This window comes from Kitasatospora sp. NPDC098663 (genome assembly GCF_044760075.1).
Taxonomy (GTDB): domain Bacteria; phylum Actinomycetota; class Actinomycetes; order Streptomycetales; family Streptomycetaceae; genus Kitasatospora.
Genome location: NZ_JBIWAP010000002.1, coordinates 326,954 through 343,837 on the forward strand (window position 1 = coordinate 326,954; position 16,884 = coordinate 343,837).

General features: G+C 72.7%; 12 protein-coding genes. All 12 read left to right on the top strand.

From position 1 onward, the window contains the following. The first annotated feature begins 124 nt into the window (after nt 1-124). The 12 genes from ACIQVZ_RS03545 to ACIQVZ_RS03600 all read left to right on the top strand — a co-directional run bounded on the left by ACIQVZ_RS03545 (nt 125) and on the right by ACIQVZ_RS03600 (nt 16,788). Nucleotides 125-913 (top strand): response regulator transcription factor, encoded by a 789-nt coding sequence (locus ACIQVZ_RS03545; protein ID WP_402446811.1) that lies wholly within the window; start codon nt 125-127, stop codon nt 911-913. 12 nt (nt 914-925) lie between these two features. Further along, the gene (locus ACIQVZ_RS03550) at nt 926-2,509 is read left to right on the top strand and encodes a HAMP domain-containing sensor histidine kinase (RefSeq protein ID WP_350876884.1); all 1,584 of its coding nucleotides are present in this window, start codon (nt 926-928) and stop codon (nt 2,507-2,509) included. A gap of 174 nt (nt 2,510-2,683) precedes the next feature. Continuing rightward, the gene (locus tag ACIQVZ_RS03555; RefSeq protein ID WP_402446814.1) at nt 2,684-3,652 is read left to right on the top strand and encodes an LAETG motif-containing sortase-dependent surface protein; all 969 of its coding nucleotides are present in this window, start codon (nt 2,684-2,686) and stop codon (nt 3,650-3,652) included. A 360-nt stretch (nt 3,653-4,012) separates the two neighbouring features. Then, complete coding sequence (locus ACIQVZ_RS03560; RefSeq protein ID WP_402446817.1) at nt 4,013-4,960, top strand: LAETG motif-containing sortase-dependent surface protein; 948 nt, start codon at nt 4,013-4,015, stop codon at nt 4,958-4,960. A gap of 238 nt (nt 4,961-5,198) precedes the next feature. Beyond that, the gene (locus tag ACIQVZ_RS03565) at nt 5,199-5,810 is read left to right on the top strand and encodes a Uma2 family endonuclease (RefSeq protein ID WP_402446820.1); all 612 of its coding nucleotides are present in this window, start codon (nt 5,199-5,201) and stop codon (nt 5,808-5,810) included. Between the two features lie 16 nt (nt 5,811-5,826). Continuing rightward, nucleotides 5,827-7,191, top strand: coding sequence for an oxygenase MpaB family protein (locus tag ACIQVZ_RS03570; protein ID WP_402446823.1), 1,365 nt, complete (start codon nt 5,827-5,829; stop codon nt 7,189-7,191). 449 nt (nt 7,192-7,640) lie between these two features. Next, complete coding sequence (locus tag ACIQVZ_RS03575; protein WP_350876892.1) at nt 7,641-9,185, top strand: cytochrome ubiquinol oxidase subunit I; 1,545 nt, start codon at nt 7,641-7,643, stop codon at nt 9,183-9,185. A gap of 19 nt (nt 9,186-9,204) precedes the next feature. Further along, on the top strand, nt 9,205-10,230 hold the full coding sequence (cydB, locus tag ACIQVZ_RS03580) for a cytochrome d ubiquinol oxidase subunit II (protein WP_402446826.1): 1,026 nt from the start codon (nt 9,205-9,207) through the stop codon (nt 10,228-10,230). Nucleotides 10,231-10,234: 4 nt separating this feature from the next. Continuing rightward, on the top strand, nt 10,235-13,750 hold the full coding sequence (gene cydD / locus ACIQVZ_RS03585; protein WP_402446828.1) for a thiol reductant ABC exporter subunit CydD: 3,516 nt from the start codon (nt 10,235-10,237) through the stop codon (nt 13,748-13,750). 139 nt (nt 13,751-13,889) lie between these two features. Beyond that, on the top strand, nt 13,890-15,698 hold the full coding sequence (locus tag ACIQVZ_RS03590; protein ID WP_402446831.1) for a GAF domain-containing protein: 1,809 nt from the start codon (nt 13,890-13,892) through the stop codon (nt 15,696-15,698). Between the two features lie 159 nt (nt 15,699-15,857). After that, the gene (locus tag ACIQVZ_RS03595) at nt 15,858-16,394 is read left to right on the top strand and encodes a hypothetical protein (RefSeq protein WP_402446834.1); all 537 of its coding nucleotides are present in this window, start codon (nt 15,858-15,860) and stop codon (nt 16,392-16,394) included. Then, entirely contained in the window at nt 16,384-16,788 is a 405-nt protein-coding gene (locus tag ACIQVZ_RS03600; protein ID WP_350876902.1) for a hypothetical protein, read from the top strand. Before ACIQVZ_RS03595 ends, ACIQVZ_RS03600 begins: the two co-directional genes overlap by 11 nt. Nucleotides 16,789-16,884 lie beyond the last annotated feature (96 nt).

A 16,884-nucleotide genomic window follows, 5' to 3' on the forward strand; every position in this document is an offset into this window, starting at 1 on the left:
CTGGGGGCCTTGTGCTTAAAAAACCGACCGATAAGGTGTTAATCCAACATTCATCGATGCCGCATAGCCTCCGGGGGCTAGCCTCATGCCGAATGCCATCGTCCGACCAGGAGGCGAAAGCCCCGTGCAAGGCACAGTCACCACACCAGGCGGGTCCGCGGTGGCCGGCGGCCCTGGCGAGGCCTTCCTCCTCGTCGTCGACGACGAACCCAACATCCGCGAGCTGCTCGCCGCCTCGCTGCGCTTCTCCGGTTTCCGGGTCGCCTCCGCCGCCAGCGGCACCGAGGCCCTCGACCTGATAGCCGTCGAACGCCCCGACCTCGTCGTCCTCGACGTGATGCTCCCGGACCTCGACGGCTTCACCGTCGTCGAGAAGCTGCGCGAGCGGACCAACCGCGGCCAGATCGCCGGGCCCGTGCACGGCCACCCCGGCGACCACCTCCCGGTGCTCTTCCTCACCGCCAAGGACGGCGTCGGCGACAAGGTCCAGGGTCTCGCCGCGGGCGCCGACGACTACGTCACCAAGCCGTTCAGCCTGGAGGAGCTGATCGCCCGGATCCGCGCCATCCTGCGCCGCTCCGGCGGGCCCGCCGAGGACGGCCGGCTCATCGTCGCCGACCTCAGCCTCGACCCGATCGCCCACGAGGTCACCCGGGCCGGCACCCCCGTCGCGCTCTCCCCGACCGAGTTCAAGCTGCTGCACTACCTGATGGCCAACGTCGGCCGGGTGGTCTCCAAGGCGCAGATCCTCGACCACGTCTGGGCCTACGACTTCGGCGGCGACCTCTCCATCGTCGAGTCGTACATCTCCTACCTGCGCCGCAAGCTCGACTCCGGCCCGGCCCACGGCCCCAAGCTGATCCACACCGTGCGCGGCATCGGCTACGCGCTGCGCCGCCCCCTGCAGGGCTGACCGGTCCGCTCCGTGTCCGCCCGCTTCTCCACCCGGCTGTCGGTGTTCCGGCGGTCGCTCTCCCGGCTGCCGTTCTCCCGACTGTCAAGGCTGTCCGGGCTGTCCCGGCTTTCCCTGCGCGCCCGGCTACTGGTGCTCGCGCTGGTGCTGGTCACCACCGGGCTGGTGGTCAGCGACGCCGTCGTGCTCGGCACCGTCCGGGTGCAGCTGGTCGACCAACTCGACGAGCAGCTCCAGCGGTACGGGCTGCCGCTGTCCCACAAGGGCCCGGTCCGGGTCGGCGCCCCGGAGGCCGGGCGCCCCGCCGTCACCGGCAAACGCAGCACCCTGCCCAGCCAGTACCTGGTCCAGTACCTCTCCTCGGACGGCAAGGTGCAGGCCGTCATGCGCCAGCCCGTCTCCGACAGCGACCCGGCGCCCCAACTCGGCGGCCTCGACCCGACCCGCACCGAACCCGACGTCCCCTTCGACCTGCCCGACCAGCGCGGCCACTACAACTGGCGGGTCCTCGTGCTGCCGATCCAGACCCCCCGGGCCCCGGCCGCCGCCAGCCCCAGCGACTACGCCTCGCCCGCCGTCACCGCGACCTACGTCATGGTGGCCGTCTCCCGCGCGGACATCGACGCCACCGTCGGCAAGCTGCGCAGCTCCTTCCTCGCGATCGGCGGCGCCGTCCTCCTGCTGATCGCCGGGCTCGGCTTCTTCGCCGTCCGGGCCGGACTGCGGCCACTGCGCCGGATCGAGGCCGGCGCCGCCCGGATCGCCGACGGCGAACTCTCCCACCGGATGCCGGAACTCTCCCCCGGCACCGAGGTCGGGCGGCTCTCCGTCGCGCTCAACGGCATGCTCACCCAGATCGAGGCCGCCTTCGCCGCCCGCGCCGAATCCGAGGCCCGGATGCGGCGGTTCGTCGCCGACGCCTCGCACGAGCTGCGCACCCCGCTCGCCGGGATCCGCGGTTTCACCGAGCTCTACCGGATGGGCGCGCTGCCCACCGACGGGGACGTCAAGCGGACCATGACCCGGATCGAGAGCGAGGCCGTCCGGATGGGCGCCCTGGTCGAGGACCTGCTGGTGCTCGCCCGGCTCGACGAGGAACGCCCGCTCGACCTCGCCCCGATGGACCTGCGCACCCTCGCCGCGGACGCGCTGCACGACCTCACCGCCCTCGACCCGACCCGGCCCGTCTCCCTCACCGGCCCGTCCGGCACCGGGGCCCCCGGCGCGGCCCCCGTCCTCGGCGACGAGGCCCGGCTGCGGCAGGTGGTCACCAACCTGGTCGGCAACGCGGTCAAGCACACCCCGCCCGGCACCCCGGTGCGGATCGGGGTCGGCGGCGCGGGCGGTGTCTGCCTGCTGGAGGTCGCCGACGCCGGGCCGGGGCTCACCGACGGCCAGGCCCAGCGGGTCTTCGACCGCTTCTACCGGGTCGACGCCTCCCGCAGCCGGCACGGCGGCGGCGGCGCCGGACTCGGCCTCGCCATCGCGACCGCGCTCACCCGCGCGCACGGCGGCACCCTCACCCTGGACACCGCCCCCGGCGCCGGCGCCACGTTCCGGGTCGAACTGCCCACCAACGGTGACCGGACTTCCTGACGGCATTGTCGACACGTCAATTCCCTTGCTGACCAGGCAATGGCGGGCCGTTTTCGTTGCCGGAACGCGGCATGGAGCGTAAAGAATCCGTGTGCCTATGATCAACGCCGTCGGGCCGCCAAGAACGGCCCGGCACACGGCTTTTGCTTTCTTTCCGACCCGAAAGGGGTCATTGTGAAACTCCGCCGTACGCTGGTCTCGGCCGCCCTCGTCGCCGCCGTGATCTCGCCCGCAGCCATGCTCTCCGCGGCACCCGCCTTCGCGGAGTCGGCTTCGACGGCGCAGACCCGGAACGACACCGGCTCGATCGCGGAGCTGGAGAAGGCCGCCGCCGCCGCGGCCAAGGCCCACCAGGCCGCCGTCGCCGCCGAGGCCGCGGGGCAGACCGAGGTCACGGCCTTCATGAACAACCCGCAGCCCTACCTCGGCAAGCTCCAGGAGGCCCGGGCCGCCGCCAAGACGGCCGCCGCGGCCCACGAGAAGACCTACAACGAAGCCGTCGAGGCCTCGGCCGCGTACGGCTCCGCGAAGCCGGAGGAGCTGGAGGCGGCCAGGGTGCGGATGCTGGCGGCGTTCGACGCCGCCAACGCCGCCACCGACGCGGACACCAAGGCCAAGGCCACCGTGACCGCCGCCGGCACGGCGCTGGACGACGCCAAGGTCGACGCGATGCGCAAGCTCCACGGGCTTCAGGAGGCCACCAAGACCGCGGCAGCCGCCAAGGCCACCGCGGACAAGGCCCTCGCCGACGCCAAGGCCGCCGCTGAGAAGCCGACCGACAAGCCGGCCGACAAGCCGAGCGAGAAGCCGGTCGAGCAGCCCGCTCCGGCCCCGGCGGAGCAGCCGGCCCAGCAGCCCGCCGCCGTCACCCCGGTCTCGGACACCACCGCGACCACCACCACCAACACCAACACCAACAGCACCGGCACCGGCACCGGCACCAAGGCGACCACCGCGAGCAGCCAGGCCAAGGCGACGACCGCCGCCTCGGCCAAGGCGACGACCGGTTCGACCACCGAGCTCGCCGAGACCGGTTCCACCCCGGCCACCCCGTACCTGGCGCTGGGTTCCGGCCTGGCCCTCAGCCTGGGTGCCGCGGCCCTCTACGTCTCCCGCCGCAAGCCGGCCCGCTCCTCCTCCTGATCCACCCGGTTCGCGCCCGCTCGGGAGGAGGGCGCGAACCCCACGGCACCCCGAACCGCAGGGCAGGACCGCTCCCGGCCCGCCCTGCGGTTTCGCGTTTCCGGGCCCGAAACGCCCCGATCGGAGGCTCCGGCTACGGGCGGTGCGGGAAGGCAAGGTGATCGCAGGACTCAGGGTTTGGGCCGGAGCTCACCGGGGACCGGCGCGACCAGGTCTCATTTGTCGATTCATCAATTCCCTTACCGTGCTCGAAAACGAAATGGAATGTGAAGAATCCGTACGCCTATGATCGGCTCTCGTTGGGCGGTCAAGGACCGCTCGGTGAACGGACTTTGCCTTCCATTCATCCCGAAAGGGGTCATGTTGAACCTCCGCCGTACGCTGGTCTCGGCCGCCCTCGTCGCTGCAGTGATCTCGCCCGCAGCCATGCTCTCCGCGGCACCCGCCTTCGCGGAGTCGGCTCCGACGGCGCAGACCCAGAACGACACCGCCTCGATCGCCGCCCTGGAGAAGGCCCAGGCCGACGCGTCCGCGGCCGTTGAGGCGGCCCGCATGCGGGCAGTCTCCGGGAGGGCCAACTTCGAGACCTTCAAGGCCAACCCGCAGCCCTACCTGATGTGGGTGCAGCGAGCCGAGGACGCGGCCGAGAAGACCGCCGCGGTGGTAGCCGCCACCAACAAGGAGGCCGAGGCGGCCTCGCTGGCGTTCGGATCGGCCAAGCCGGAGGAACTGGACAAGGCCCGGGAGCGGATGCAGGCGGCGAGCAAGGCCGCCAACGAGGCGGCCGACGCCGACCGCAAGGCCAAGGAGGCCGTGACCGCCGCCGAGAAGAAGCTGAACGACGTACTGGCCGCCGAGAACGCCAAGGTCGTCGAGGCTGAGGCGGCCGTTCCGGTGGCGATCAAGGCCTACCAGGCCGCCAACAAGGCGTACGCCGAGGCGAAGGCGGTCGACTACGCTCGGCAGGAGGCTGAGCAGCGGAACGAGAAGCCGGTGGACAAGCCGGCCGACAAGCCCGCCGAGCAGCCGGCCACCGTTACCGAGGCAGCGGACACCACCGCGTCGACCACCTCGACCACCTCGACCAAGTCGACCACCTCGACGACCAAGGCGACCACCGCGAGCAGCCAGGCCAAGGCGACGACCGCCGCCTCGGCCAAGGCGACGACCGGTTCGACCACCGAGCTCGCCGAGACCGGTTCCACCCCGGCCACCCCGTACCTGGCGCTGGGTTCCGGCCTGGCCCTCAGCCTGGGTGCCGCGGCCCTCTACGTCTCCCGCCGCAAGCCGGCCCGCTCCTCCTCCTGATCCACCCGGTTCGCGCCCGCTCGGGAGGAGGGCGCGAACCCCACGGCACCCCGAACCGCAGGGCAGGCCCCCTCCCGGCCCGCCCTGCGGTTTCGCGTTTCCGGGCCCGAAACGCCCCGATCGGGTGAACCCCCGCCGTTCACCCGACCGGCCCCCCGGTCGTGTGCGACCGTGCTGCCGTTGCTTGTGCGGGCTCGCGCGGGCTGATCACACTGGACGGGAAAGAGGTGTCCCATATATGAGCGTGCTCGTCGTCGAGGAGACCGTCGTGAACCTGGACCAGCAGCTGTGGCAGGCGTGGAAGTCCATGGATGTGCCCGAGGGCTTCCGAGCGGAGATCATCGAGGGGACGATCACGTTGTCACCCACTGGCGGAACCCGGCATTTCACCGTCAACAAACGGCTCAGCCGGGCTCTGTACGAGTTTTTCAGGGGCACCGGGTACGGGCCGGGGCAGGACGGCAACGTGATCGCAGGACTCAAGGTGCTGATCCCGGATGTCTTCGTGGTGCCTGACGACACTGACGAGATCGAGCATCCCGAGGGTCTGGGGCTGCTGGCGTCCGGCGTTCCGATGGTCGTCGAGACCGTCTCTCCCGGTGCCGAGGCCCGCAAGCGTGACCACGTCCTCAAGCATCGCGCCTATGCCGCCGCCGGCATCCCCGTATACGTGATCATCGACGACTACGACGACGGCGGTGCCGTGACCATCCTCACCGGCCCCGACCCCGAACGCCGTGCGTACGCCTCCTCGACCCGGATCCCGTACGGCGAGGAGGCCGTGATCCCCGAGGGTCCCGCCGAGGGGTTCGTGATCGGGCCGGAGGTCACCGGTGAGCGCCGTGGCTGATCCCGTGGTTGATCCGGTGGCTGATCCCGGAGTGTCGTTCCGGCGGGACCTGTCCGAGTGGCGGATCGCGCTGGTCGCGTGGCGGCTGTTGGTGTTGCAGGCGGCGGATCCGGTGGTGGGGGCCGGGATGGCCGAGCACTCGACGTACCAGGCGCATCCGTGGCGGCGGGTGGAGCACACGCTGGGGAGCGGGCGGCGGCTGTTCTACCAGGACGGGGAGGCGCTGCGGCGGGAGGTCGCGCGGCTGGACCGGGCGCACAAGCGGATCCGCGGGACGGCGCCGGACGGGCGGGCGTACGACGCCGAGGACGCGGCGACCCGGGCGTGGGTGCTGCTGACGCTGTTCGAATGCGTGGTCGCGATGCGGCGCCTCGGCGGGGATCCGTACGATGACGGTCAACTGGAGGCGGCCTACCAGGAGTTCACCGGGTCGGTGGCGGCCTTCGGGCTGCCTGAGGGTGAACTCCCCGCCAGTGCCGCCGAGTTGCCCGCGTACTTCGCCCGGGCGGCGCGCGAGCGGCTGGAGCTCACCGAGGCGGCCCGCTACCTGCTGGAGGACATGCTGCGCGGGGCGCCGCGGCCGCGCCGGCTGTGGTTCCTCGGCGACGCCGGGTGGCGGGTGCTGCGGGTGGTGGTGGCGCGGGCGATCACGGCGCTGACGGTGGCGGATCTGCCGCCGGTGGTGCGGGAGCGGTTCGGGCTGGTGCGGACGCGGCGGGCCGCGCTGCTGTCCTGGCTGCTGCACCGGGGCGCCGGCGCGGTCGTCCCACGGCTGCCGGACCGGCTGCGCTACCGCTCCCCGGAGCAGGGCGGTGCCCCGGCCCGGTGGCGTCCGCCGCGCCGGGACGCGCGCGGGTCCCGGGTGGACCGGTTCTTCCGCGAGGTGCTGGACCAGACCGGCGACGGCTTCCTCACCGTCCACGACCTGCGGGCGATGGCGCACAACGTGTGCTGGCAGCTGGAGTTGGACGAGGCCGCCGAGGCGCGGGTGTACCAGGCCTTCGACGGCTGGTGGGAGCAGCTGCGCGCGGCGATGGACGCGAACGGCGACGGCAAGGTGAGCCGGGAGGAGTTCGTGGCGGCCACCGTCGCGGGCTGCGACCGGGATCCGGCCTATCTGGAGCAGGGGCTGCTGCCCGCGCTGCGGGCCGTGTTCACCGCCGCCGACACCGACGGCAGCGGGTTCCTGGAGGCGGACGAGTACCGGGCGGTGTTCGGCGGCCCGCGCGTCCATCCGGCCGAACTGTCGGACGGGTTCCGCCAGTTGGACGTGGACGGGGACGGCCGGATCACCGTGGAGGAGTTCCTGCACGGTTTCACCGAGTTCTTCACCGCCCGCGCCGACTCCACTCCCGGCACCCAGCTCCTCGGCCGGGCGTAGCGGAGAGACGAGGACAGTGCCAGGGGCCGCTGGTCCCTTCAGGCGCCCACGCCGTCCGCGACGGCGTGGGCGCCGTCGTGTCAAGCGACGGATCGGCCAAGATCGCTCCGCCGACTGCCCGGTCGTTCGTTGTCAGGGCCGTCGACGGCTCCGCAGACTGTCCCCACCGCCACTGCATTCACCACTGCACCGCCGCCGCACGGCCACACGCGGCCACACACGGCCACACACGGCCACGCCCAGCTACGTGCGGCTACACACCGTTCCGAAGGTGTCAACCCCACCCCGCCTGCGATTCCTTCGTAAGGATGATGGATACTGCTCCTTGTGAACGTGTTCACGTTCACAAGCGGACAAGCTTGTGTGGTTGGGCAGCGGTCTACAGCTATAGATGAAGTTTGTCCGAAACATGCCCTTCAACGGGGCCGGTCGGTTGGAGAGAGGGCGACGTGGAACTGGCAATCGCTCACGAGACCATCGCGCGATGGCAATTCGGCATCACCACCGTTTACCACTTCCTCTTCGTCCCGCTCACCATCAGCCTCGCCGCCATCGTGGCCGGGCTGGAGACCGCCTGGGTGAGGACGAACAAGGAGAAGTACTTCCACGCCACCAAGTTCTGGGGCAAGCTCTTCCTGATCAACATCGCGATGGGCGTCGTCACCGGCATCGTCCAGGAATTCCAGTTCGGCATGAACTGGTCCGACTACTCCCGTTTCGTCGGCGACGTCTTCGGCGCCCCGCTCGCGATGGAGGCGCTGATCGCCTTCTTCTTCGAGTCCACCTTCATCGGCCTGTGGATCTTCGGCTGGGACAAGCTGCCGAAGAAGATCCACTGCGCCTGCATGTGGATGGTCGCCCTGGGCACCGTGCTCTCCGCCTACTTCATCCTGGCGGCCAACTCCTGGATGCAGCACCCGGTCGGCTACTCGATCGACCCGGTCACCGGCAAGGCCCAGCTCACCGACATCGCCAAGGTGCTGTTCCAGAACACCACCCTCACCGTGGTGGCGCACACCCTGACCGCCGCCTTCCTCACCGGCGCGGCCTTCATGGTCGGCATCGCCTCCTTCCACCTCTGGAAGGCCAAGCGCAAGCCGGAGAGCGCCGACCCCAAGAAGACCGCCGTGATGCGGACTTCGCTGCGGCTCGGCCTGGTCCTCGCCGTGGTCTTCGGCGCCGGCACCGCGCTCAGCGGCGACTCGCTCGCCAAGGTCATGTTCGAGCAGCAGCCGATGAAGATGGCCGCCGCCGAGGCCCTGTGGGACACCCAGTCGCCCGCGCCGTTCTCGATCTTCGCGGTCGGCGACGTCAGCAAGGGCCACAACTCGGTCGAGCTGGAGATCCCCGGGATACTCTCCTTCCTCGCCCACAGCGACTTCAACTCCTCCGTCCCCGGCATCAACGACACCGCGGCCGCCGAGGCGGCCAAGTACGGCGGCGACCCCAAGGACTACATCCCGAGCATCTTCGTCACCTACTGGGGCTTCCGCCTCATGATCGGTTTCGGGATGACCTCCTTCGTGGCCGGCCTGATCGGACTCTGGACCACCCGGCGCAAGAAGTTCCTGCGCCCCGAGTTCCGCACCGGCGAGACCGAGGTGCCCCGGCTGATGCTCACCCCCGGACGGGAGATGGGTCCGTTCCTCACCAAGTGGAGCTGGCGGATCGGCATCCTGACCATGGGCTTCCCGCTGATCGCCAACAGCTTCGGCTGGATCTTCACCGAGATGGGCCGCCAGCCCTGGGCCGTCTTCGGCCTGATGACCACGGCGAACGCGGTCTCCCCCAACGTGAGCGTCGGCACCCAGATCGGCGCCCTCACCACCTTCACCCTGCTGTACGCGATCCTCGCCGTCGTCGAGGTCCGGCTGCTGGTGAAGTACGCCAAGGCCGGCCCGGTGGTGACCGAGCAGCCCCCCGCCAAGGACCCGACCCTGCGCGGACCGTCCTCGGACGACGACGCCGACAAGCCTCTCGCCTTCGCCTACTGAGGACCACAGGGGATCTGACATGCAACTCCACGACGTCTGGTTCGTACTGATCGCGGTCCTGTGGATCGGCTACTTCTTCCTGGAGGGCTTCGACTTCGGGATCGGCATCCTCACCAAGCCGCTCGCCCGCAACACCGCCGAACGGCGCGTCCTGATCAACACCATCGGCCCGGTCTGGGACGGCAACGAGGTCTGGCTGCTGACCGCCGGCGGCGCCACCTTCGCGGCCTTCCCGGACTGGTACGCGACCCTGTTCAGCGGCTTCTACATCCCGCTGCTGATCATCCTGGTCTGCCTCATCGTGCGCGGCGTGGCCTTCGAGTACCGGGCCAAGCGCGACGACGCGCGCTGGCAGCGCAACTGGGAGGAGGCCATCTTCTGGACCTCGCTGCTCCCGGCCTTCCTGTGGGGCGTGGCCTTCGCCAACATCGTGCGCGGCGTCGACATCGACGCGCAGAAGAACTACGTCGGCACCTTCTGGGACCTGCTCAACCCGTACGCCCTCCTCGGCGGACTGGTGACGCTCAGCCTGTTCACCTTCCACGGCGCGGTGTTCGCGGCGCTCAAGACGGTCGGCGAGATCCGCGACCGGGCGCGGGCCACCGCCCTGCGGGTGGGCGTGGCGGCGGCGGTGCTGGCGCTGGCCTTCCTGCTCTGGACGCAGGCCGACAACGGCAACGGCCGCAGCCTGGCCGCCCTGGTCATCGCCGTGCTGGCCCTGGTCGGCGCCTTGGTGGCCAACCGACTCGGCCGCGAGGGCTGGGCGTTCATCCTCTCCGGGGCGACCATCGTGGCGGCCGTCGCGATGCTCTTCCTGGCGCTCTTCCCGAACGTCATGCCCTCCACCCTCAACGACGGCTGGAGCCTGACCGTCAGCAACGCGGCCTCCTCGCCGTACACGCTGAAGCTGATGACCATCGTGGCCGCGGTGTTCACCCCGCTCGTGCTGCTCTACCAGGGCTGGACGTACTGGGTGTTCCGCAAGCGCATCGGCGTCCAGCACATCCCCGGGCATGCCCCGGCCGCCGCGCTCGACCAGGACTGACGCCGTGAAGCCGGTCGACCCCCGACTCCTCGGGTACGCCCGCACCACCCGTGCCTTCCTCGCCGGATCCGTGCTCCTCGGCGGGGCGGGCGCGGCCCTGGTGGTCGCCCAGGCGAGTCTGATCGCCGAGATCGTCGTCCGCGCCTTCCAGCGCCAGGCGACCCTCGGCGAACTGACCACGCCGCTGCTGCTGCTCGCCCTGACGGCCGTCGGGCGCGGGCTGGTCGGCTGGCTCACCGAACTCACCGCGCACCGGTCCGTCGCCCGGGTGAAGTCCACCCTGCGGCGCCGGCTGCTCGACCACGCCACCGCGCTCGGCCCGGCCTACCTGGCGGGCCGGCGCACCGGCGAACTCACCACCCTCGCCACCCGCGGCGTCGACGCGCTGGACGACTACTTCGCCCGCTACCTGCCGCAGTTGGCGCTCGCTGTCGTCGTCCCGGTGATCGTGCTGCTGCGGATCGTCGGCGCCGACTTCACCTCGGCCGCGATCATCGCCGGGACGCTCCCGCTGATCCCGCTGTTCATGGTGCTGATCGGGATGGCCACCCAGAGCCGGATGGACCGGCAGTGGGGCACCCTGGCCCGGCTCTCGCACCACTTCCTCGACGTGGTGGCCGGACTGCCCACCCTCAAGGTGTTCAACCGGGCCCGCGCCCAGGCCGCCACCATCGCCCGGATCACCGCCGACTACCGCCGCGCCACCCTGCGCACCCTGCGGATCGCCTTCGTCTCCTCCTTCGCGCTGGAACTGCTCTCCACCCTGTCGGTCGCGCTGGTCGCGGTCACCGTCGGCTTCCGGCTGGTGGACGGCACGCTCGACCTGGAGACCGGGCTGCTGATCCTGATCCTCGCCCCCGAGGTGTACTTCCCGATCCGCCAGGTCGGCGCGCTCTACCACTCCAGCGTGGAGGGCCTGACCGCCGCCGACGAGATCTTCCAGGTGCTGGAGACCCCGCTGCCCGTCACCGGCACGGTGCCCGCACCCGCCCTCACCGGGGCCGCCGTCGCCGTCTCCGACCTGGTCGTGCGCCACCCGGGCCGGACCGAGCCCGCGCTGGACGGCGCCGCGCTGACCCTGCGCCCGGGCACCACCACCGCCCTCACCGGCCCGAGCGGGGCCGGCAAGTCCACCCTGCTCGCCGTCCTGCTCGGCCTCGTCGCCCCGGACGCCGGCACCGTCCGGATCACCGCCGCCGACGGGCGGACCCACGACCTGGCCGCACTGGAACCGGCGAGCTGGCGGCGGCAGATCGCCTGGGTGCCGCAGCACCCGCACCTGTTCGCCGGGACGGTCGCCGACAACCTGCGGCTCTACCGCCCGGAGGCCACCGACGAGCAGCTGTGGACGGCGCTGCGGGCCGCGCACGCGCTCGACTTCGTGACCGGGCTGGACGCCCCGCTCGGCGAGGACGGCGCCGGGCTCTCCGCCGGGCAGCGCCAGCGGCTCGCGCTCGCCCGCGTCCTGCTCGCCGACGACCGGCCGCTGGTCCTCCTCGACGAGCCGACCGCCAACCTGGACGGCGCCTCCGAGGCCGCCGTCGTGGACGCCGTCCGGACGCTCGCCGAGGACCCGGCGCGCACCGTGCTGATCGTCGCCCACCGGCCGGCGCTGCTGGCCGTCGCCGACCGGCGGGTCCGGCTGGCGGGGGCGCCCGCCCCGGCCGCCGGCCCGGCCACGGCCACGTCCTCCGCTGCGGTCGAGCGGCCCGCGCACAGCGGGCGGCCGACGCCCGCCCCCGCCACGTCGGAGGACGAGCCCGAGGCCGCCGCCACCACCCCGAGGCTGGCGCTGTCCGTCCTGCTCGGCGCGCTCGCCCTCGGCTGCGCCGTCGCGCTGATGGCCACCTCCGGCTACCTGATCTCCCGGGCCTCCGAGATGCCGCCGGTGCTCTACCTGATGATGGCCGTCACCTCGGTACGGGCCTTCGGCATCGGCCGCAGCGTCTTCCGCTACGCCGAACGGCTGGTCTCGCACGACGCCGTGCTGCGCACCCTCGGCACCCTGCGGGCCGCCGTCTACCGGCGGCTCACCGCGCTCGCCCCGGCCGGACTGCCCGCCTTCCGGCGCGGCGACCTGCTCTCCCGGCTGGTCGCCGACGTCGACGCGATCCAGGACCACCACCTGCGCTGGCGGCTGCCGGCCGCCGTGGCGGGCGTGGTCTCGCTGGCCGCGGCGGCGGCGATGGGCGCCTTCCTGCCCGCCGCCGGGGTCGTGCTCGGGGTCGGGCTGCTGCTCGCGGGCGCGGTGGTGCCCGCCCTGGCCGCCCGCTGGTCGGCCGGTGCCGAACGGCGGCAGGCCCCCGAGCGCGGGCGGCTCGCCACCACCGTCGTCGACGCCTTCACCGGCACCGCCGAACTCACCGTGGCCGGCGCGCTGCCCGGCCGGCTCGCCGCCGTCCGCGGCGCCGACGCCGCGCTCACCCGGCTGGCCGCCCGCTCGGCGGCCACCACCGCGCTCGGCACCGGGCTGATCGCGCTGCTCACCGGGCTGACCGTGACCGCCGCGGCGGCCGTCGGCGTCCAGGGGGTGCACGGCGGCGCGCTGGCGCCGGTCTGCCTGGCCGTGGTCGTGCTCACCCCGCTGGCCGCGTTCGAGGCCGTCACCGGGATGCCGCTGGCCGTCCAGGCGCGCCAGCGCAGCCGGGCCGCGCGGGCCCGGCTGGACGAGGTGCTGGAGGCCGAGGCCGTCGTCGCGGAGCCGGCCGCGCCCGCCGCGCTGCCCGAACAGCCGCTGCCGGTCGCCGTGCGCGGACTGACCGTGCGGCACCCGGGGCAGGCCGTGGACGCGCTCGCCGGCGTCGACCTCGACCTCGCGGCCGGCCGCCGGATCGCCGTGGTCGGCGCGTCCGGCTCCGGCAAGACCACGCTGGCCCAGGCGCTGCTGCGGTTCCTGGAGCCGAGCGCGGGCACCGTCACCTTCGCCGACGGCCGTCCACAGGCTGTGGACAGCCGCGCGCTCGCGGGCGAGGACGTCCGCCGGGTGATCGGACTGTGCGCCCAGGACGCCCACGTCTTCGACAGCTCGCTGCGGGAGAACCTGCGGCTGGCCCGGCCGGACGCCACCGAGGACGACCTGCGCGCCGCGCTCGCCGCCGCCCGGCTGCTGGACTGGACGCTGACCCTGCCCGACGGCCTGGACACCATGGTCGGCGAGCATGGCGCCCGGCTCTCCGGCGGCCAGCGGCAGCGCCTCGCACTGGCCCGGGCCCTGCTCGCCGACTTCCCGGTGCTCGTCCTGGACGAGCCCGCCGAACACCTCGACCTGCCCACCGCCGACGCGCTCACCGCCGACCTGCTGGCCGCCACCGAGGGCCGCACCACCGTGCTGATCACCCACCGGCTGGCCGGACTGGACGACACCACGGTCGACGAGGTGCTGGTGCTGGACGGGGGCCGGGTCGCCGAGCGCGGCCGCTGGTCGGAGCTGGTCGCGGACCGGGACGGGCGGCTGCACGCCCTGTGGCGGCGGGAGCGGGAGGCGGACGGGCTGCTGGAGCCGGTCGGGGCCGCCTGTTAGGCCCGGCCGGGGCCGCCCGCCCAGCCTGGGCGGGGCCGCCCGCCCAGCCTGCTCAGGGCCGCTCGTCGGGCCCGGTCGGGGCGCGTTTCCCACGTCGCGCCGTCCTTCGGATGAAAAGCGTACAAACTAGGCTTTCTGCATGGACCCCACGCCAGAGCCCTCCGCCGCCGCGCCCGAGCCGACACCCCATCGGGTGCCGGAGATCGCCTCGCTCGGGCTGGACACCCTGGTCACCGAGGTCGCGGAACGCCTGCAGTCGGCCGCCGCGGTCACCGACCGGATGCAGCGGCTGCTGGAGGCGGTGGTCTCGATCGGCGCCGGGCTCGACCTGCACGCCACCCTGCACCGGATCGCCACCGGCGCCGCCGAACTCGTCGACGCCCGGTACGCGGCCCTCGGTGTGATCGCCCCCGGCCGCACCGGCCTGGCCGACTTCATCCACGTCGGCGTCGACGACGAGACCGCCGCCGAGATCGGCGACCTGCCCGCCGGACGCGGCATCCTCGGCGCGCTGATCGACCGCCCCGAGCCGCTGCGGCTCGCCGACCTCGGCGCCGACCCGCGCTCCTCCGGATTCCCGCCGCAGCACCCGGAGATGAAGACCTTCCTCGGCGAGCCGATCCGGGTCCGCGCCGAGGTCTTCGGCAACCTCTACCTCACCGAGAAGAAGGGCGGCGGCGCCTTCACCCCCGAGGACGAACAGGTGGTGCACGCGCTCGCCGCGGCGGCCGGCGTCGCCATCGAGAACTCCCGGCTGTACGAGGAGGGGCGGCGCCGGGAACGCTGGATCGCCGGCGCCTCCGCCGTCACCACGGCGCTGCTCTCCACCGACCAGGCCGAGAGCGCGCTCACCGTCGCGGCCGAGCAGGTCCGGGAGCTGGCGGACGCCGCGCTCGGCATGATCCTGCTCCCGACCGAACCGACGGAGGACGGCGACGGGCAGATGCGGGTCGCCCACGCCTCCGGCGAGGCCGCCGAGTTCGTCCGGGGCGAGCTGCTGCCCAGGGAGAACTTCGCGGCCCGGCTGCTCGCCGGGGAGAGCGTCTACCTGGACGACATGTCCAGCGACCCGACCGTGGAGATCCGGCTCGCCCGCGCCTTCGGCCCGTCGATGGCCGTCCCGATGGTCGCCGCCGGGCGGGTGCTCGGCGGGCTCTGCGTCTGGCGCCCGCGCGGCGCCCTGCCGTTCACCGACACCGAGAAGCAGCTCGCCGAGACCTTCGCCTCGCAGGCCGCGCTGGCCCTGCGGCTCGCCGAGGGCCAGCGCGACCAGCAGCGCCTGGCCGTCTTCCAGGACCGCGACCGGATCGCCCGCGACCTGCACGACCTGGTGATCCAGCGGCTGTTCGCCACCGGGATGATGCTGGAGAGCGCGGCCCGGCGGTCCGTGGTGCCCGAGGTGAGGGTCGGCATCGGCAAGGCGGTGGACGAGCTGGACGCCACCATCCAGGAGGTCCGCACCACCATCTACGCCCTCCAGCACGACAACCACGGCGACGCGCCCGACACCCTGCGCACCCGGGTGCTGCGCGAGGCCAGCCAGGCCGCGGCCGCGCTCGGCTTCAAGCCCTCGGTGAGCTTCGTCGGGCCGGTGGAGAGCCTGGTCGAGGAGAAGAACGGCCGTCAACTGCTCGCCGCGCTCAGGGAGATGCTCTCCAACACGGCCCGGCACGCGCGGGCCTCCCGGGTCGGCGTGGAGATCGACGCGACCGCCCACCTGGACGACACCGGCCGACCGGTGAGCGGCGACCCGGAGTCGCTGGACCGGGGCGGGCGCCCGGGCGTGCTGCTGACGGTGACCGACGACGGCGTCGGCATCCCGGCGGGCGGCCGCCGCAGCGGCCTGCTCAACCTGACCCGGCGGGCCGAGGCGCTCGGCGGCGCCGCCTGGCACGAGGCCGGGCCGTACGGGAAGGGAACCATGGTCCGCTGGACGGCCCGGCTCTGAACCCGGCCCGATCCTCCTCGGCGGTTGGCCGGTGAAAGTTAAACGAGGGAGAACTTCCCGACCAACACCGCAAGTTGTGAACGTTCTGGGCTTTCCGTGGGTCCGTGTGCACACATAGCTTTGCACCGGTCTCGGAGGGGTAACCGGACGGGGGGAGCAGTGGACGCGTCTGGCCGCGGGAACACCGCAGCAGGGGCAAGTCGAGGCGGGTTCAGGACGGAGCGCGCCCCGGACGGGCGGTACCGCTGGCAGCTGAAGGCGCCGAACGGCCGGGTGGTGGCCATCACCGCCGCCATGTTCGAGACGCCCGGCGAGGCCGAGCGCGGCTTCGACGGATTACGCGTCGGGGCCGCCGAACTCACCGCGCGGATCACCCACGTCCGGGACGGCATCGGCTGGGTCTGGGTCGTCCCCGGGTCGCGCAGCCTGCCCGAGGTGCGTTCCAGCCGCGCGTACGAGCGGTACGCGACCTGCCAGAACGCCTTCCGGCGCTTCGTCGTGCTGCTGGCCAAACAGCCCGCGCGGGACCTGCCCGTCCGGGAGCTGCCCGCGCGTGACCGGCCCGTTCGCGACCAGTCCGTTCGTGAGCGGCCCGTTCGTGAGCAATCCGTTCGTGAGCGGCCGACGGCTCGCGACCTGCCGGGCCGTGAACTTCCCCGCAACACCGTCTCGTTGAGACGCCCCGATGGCCGCTGAGGGGCGCGGCCCCCGTCTGCTGATCGTCCCCGCACCCGAACGCTGCCTGGGCTGGGCGCTGCGCGCCGCCAACGGGCGGCCGCTCGGCGTGGGCGTGCGCACCTACCGCAGCGAGGAGGAACTCGCCGAGGCGGTACGGGTGTTGCTGATCGAGCGGGCGGCCCTGCGATGTTCGGTGGCCCAGTCCGAGGGCCGGCAGTGGGTGTGGTCCGCCTACCTGCCGGCGCGCAGCACCCGGCGGTCGGCGGTCGAGCCCGCGCCGGTGGCGCGCAGCGCCCGCGGCTACCTGCGGCGCGACCAGTGCCAGGCCGGCGCCGAGGGCTTCCTGTCCGGGCTCCAGTGGGTGGGGCAGGAGTTGCGGCGGGGCGGTCGGGACGGCCGCTGGCCGCTGTGAGGCGGCCGGGGCCCACGTGCAGTTCCGGTGAAGCGCAGGTTTCCGGCAACACCCCGAGTCGCCACCTGGAGAAGAACGTCACCGGCCTCCGACCAC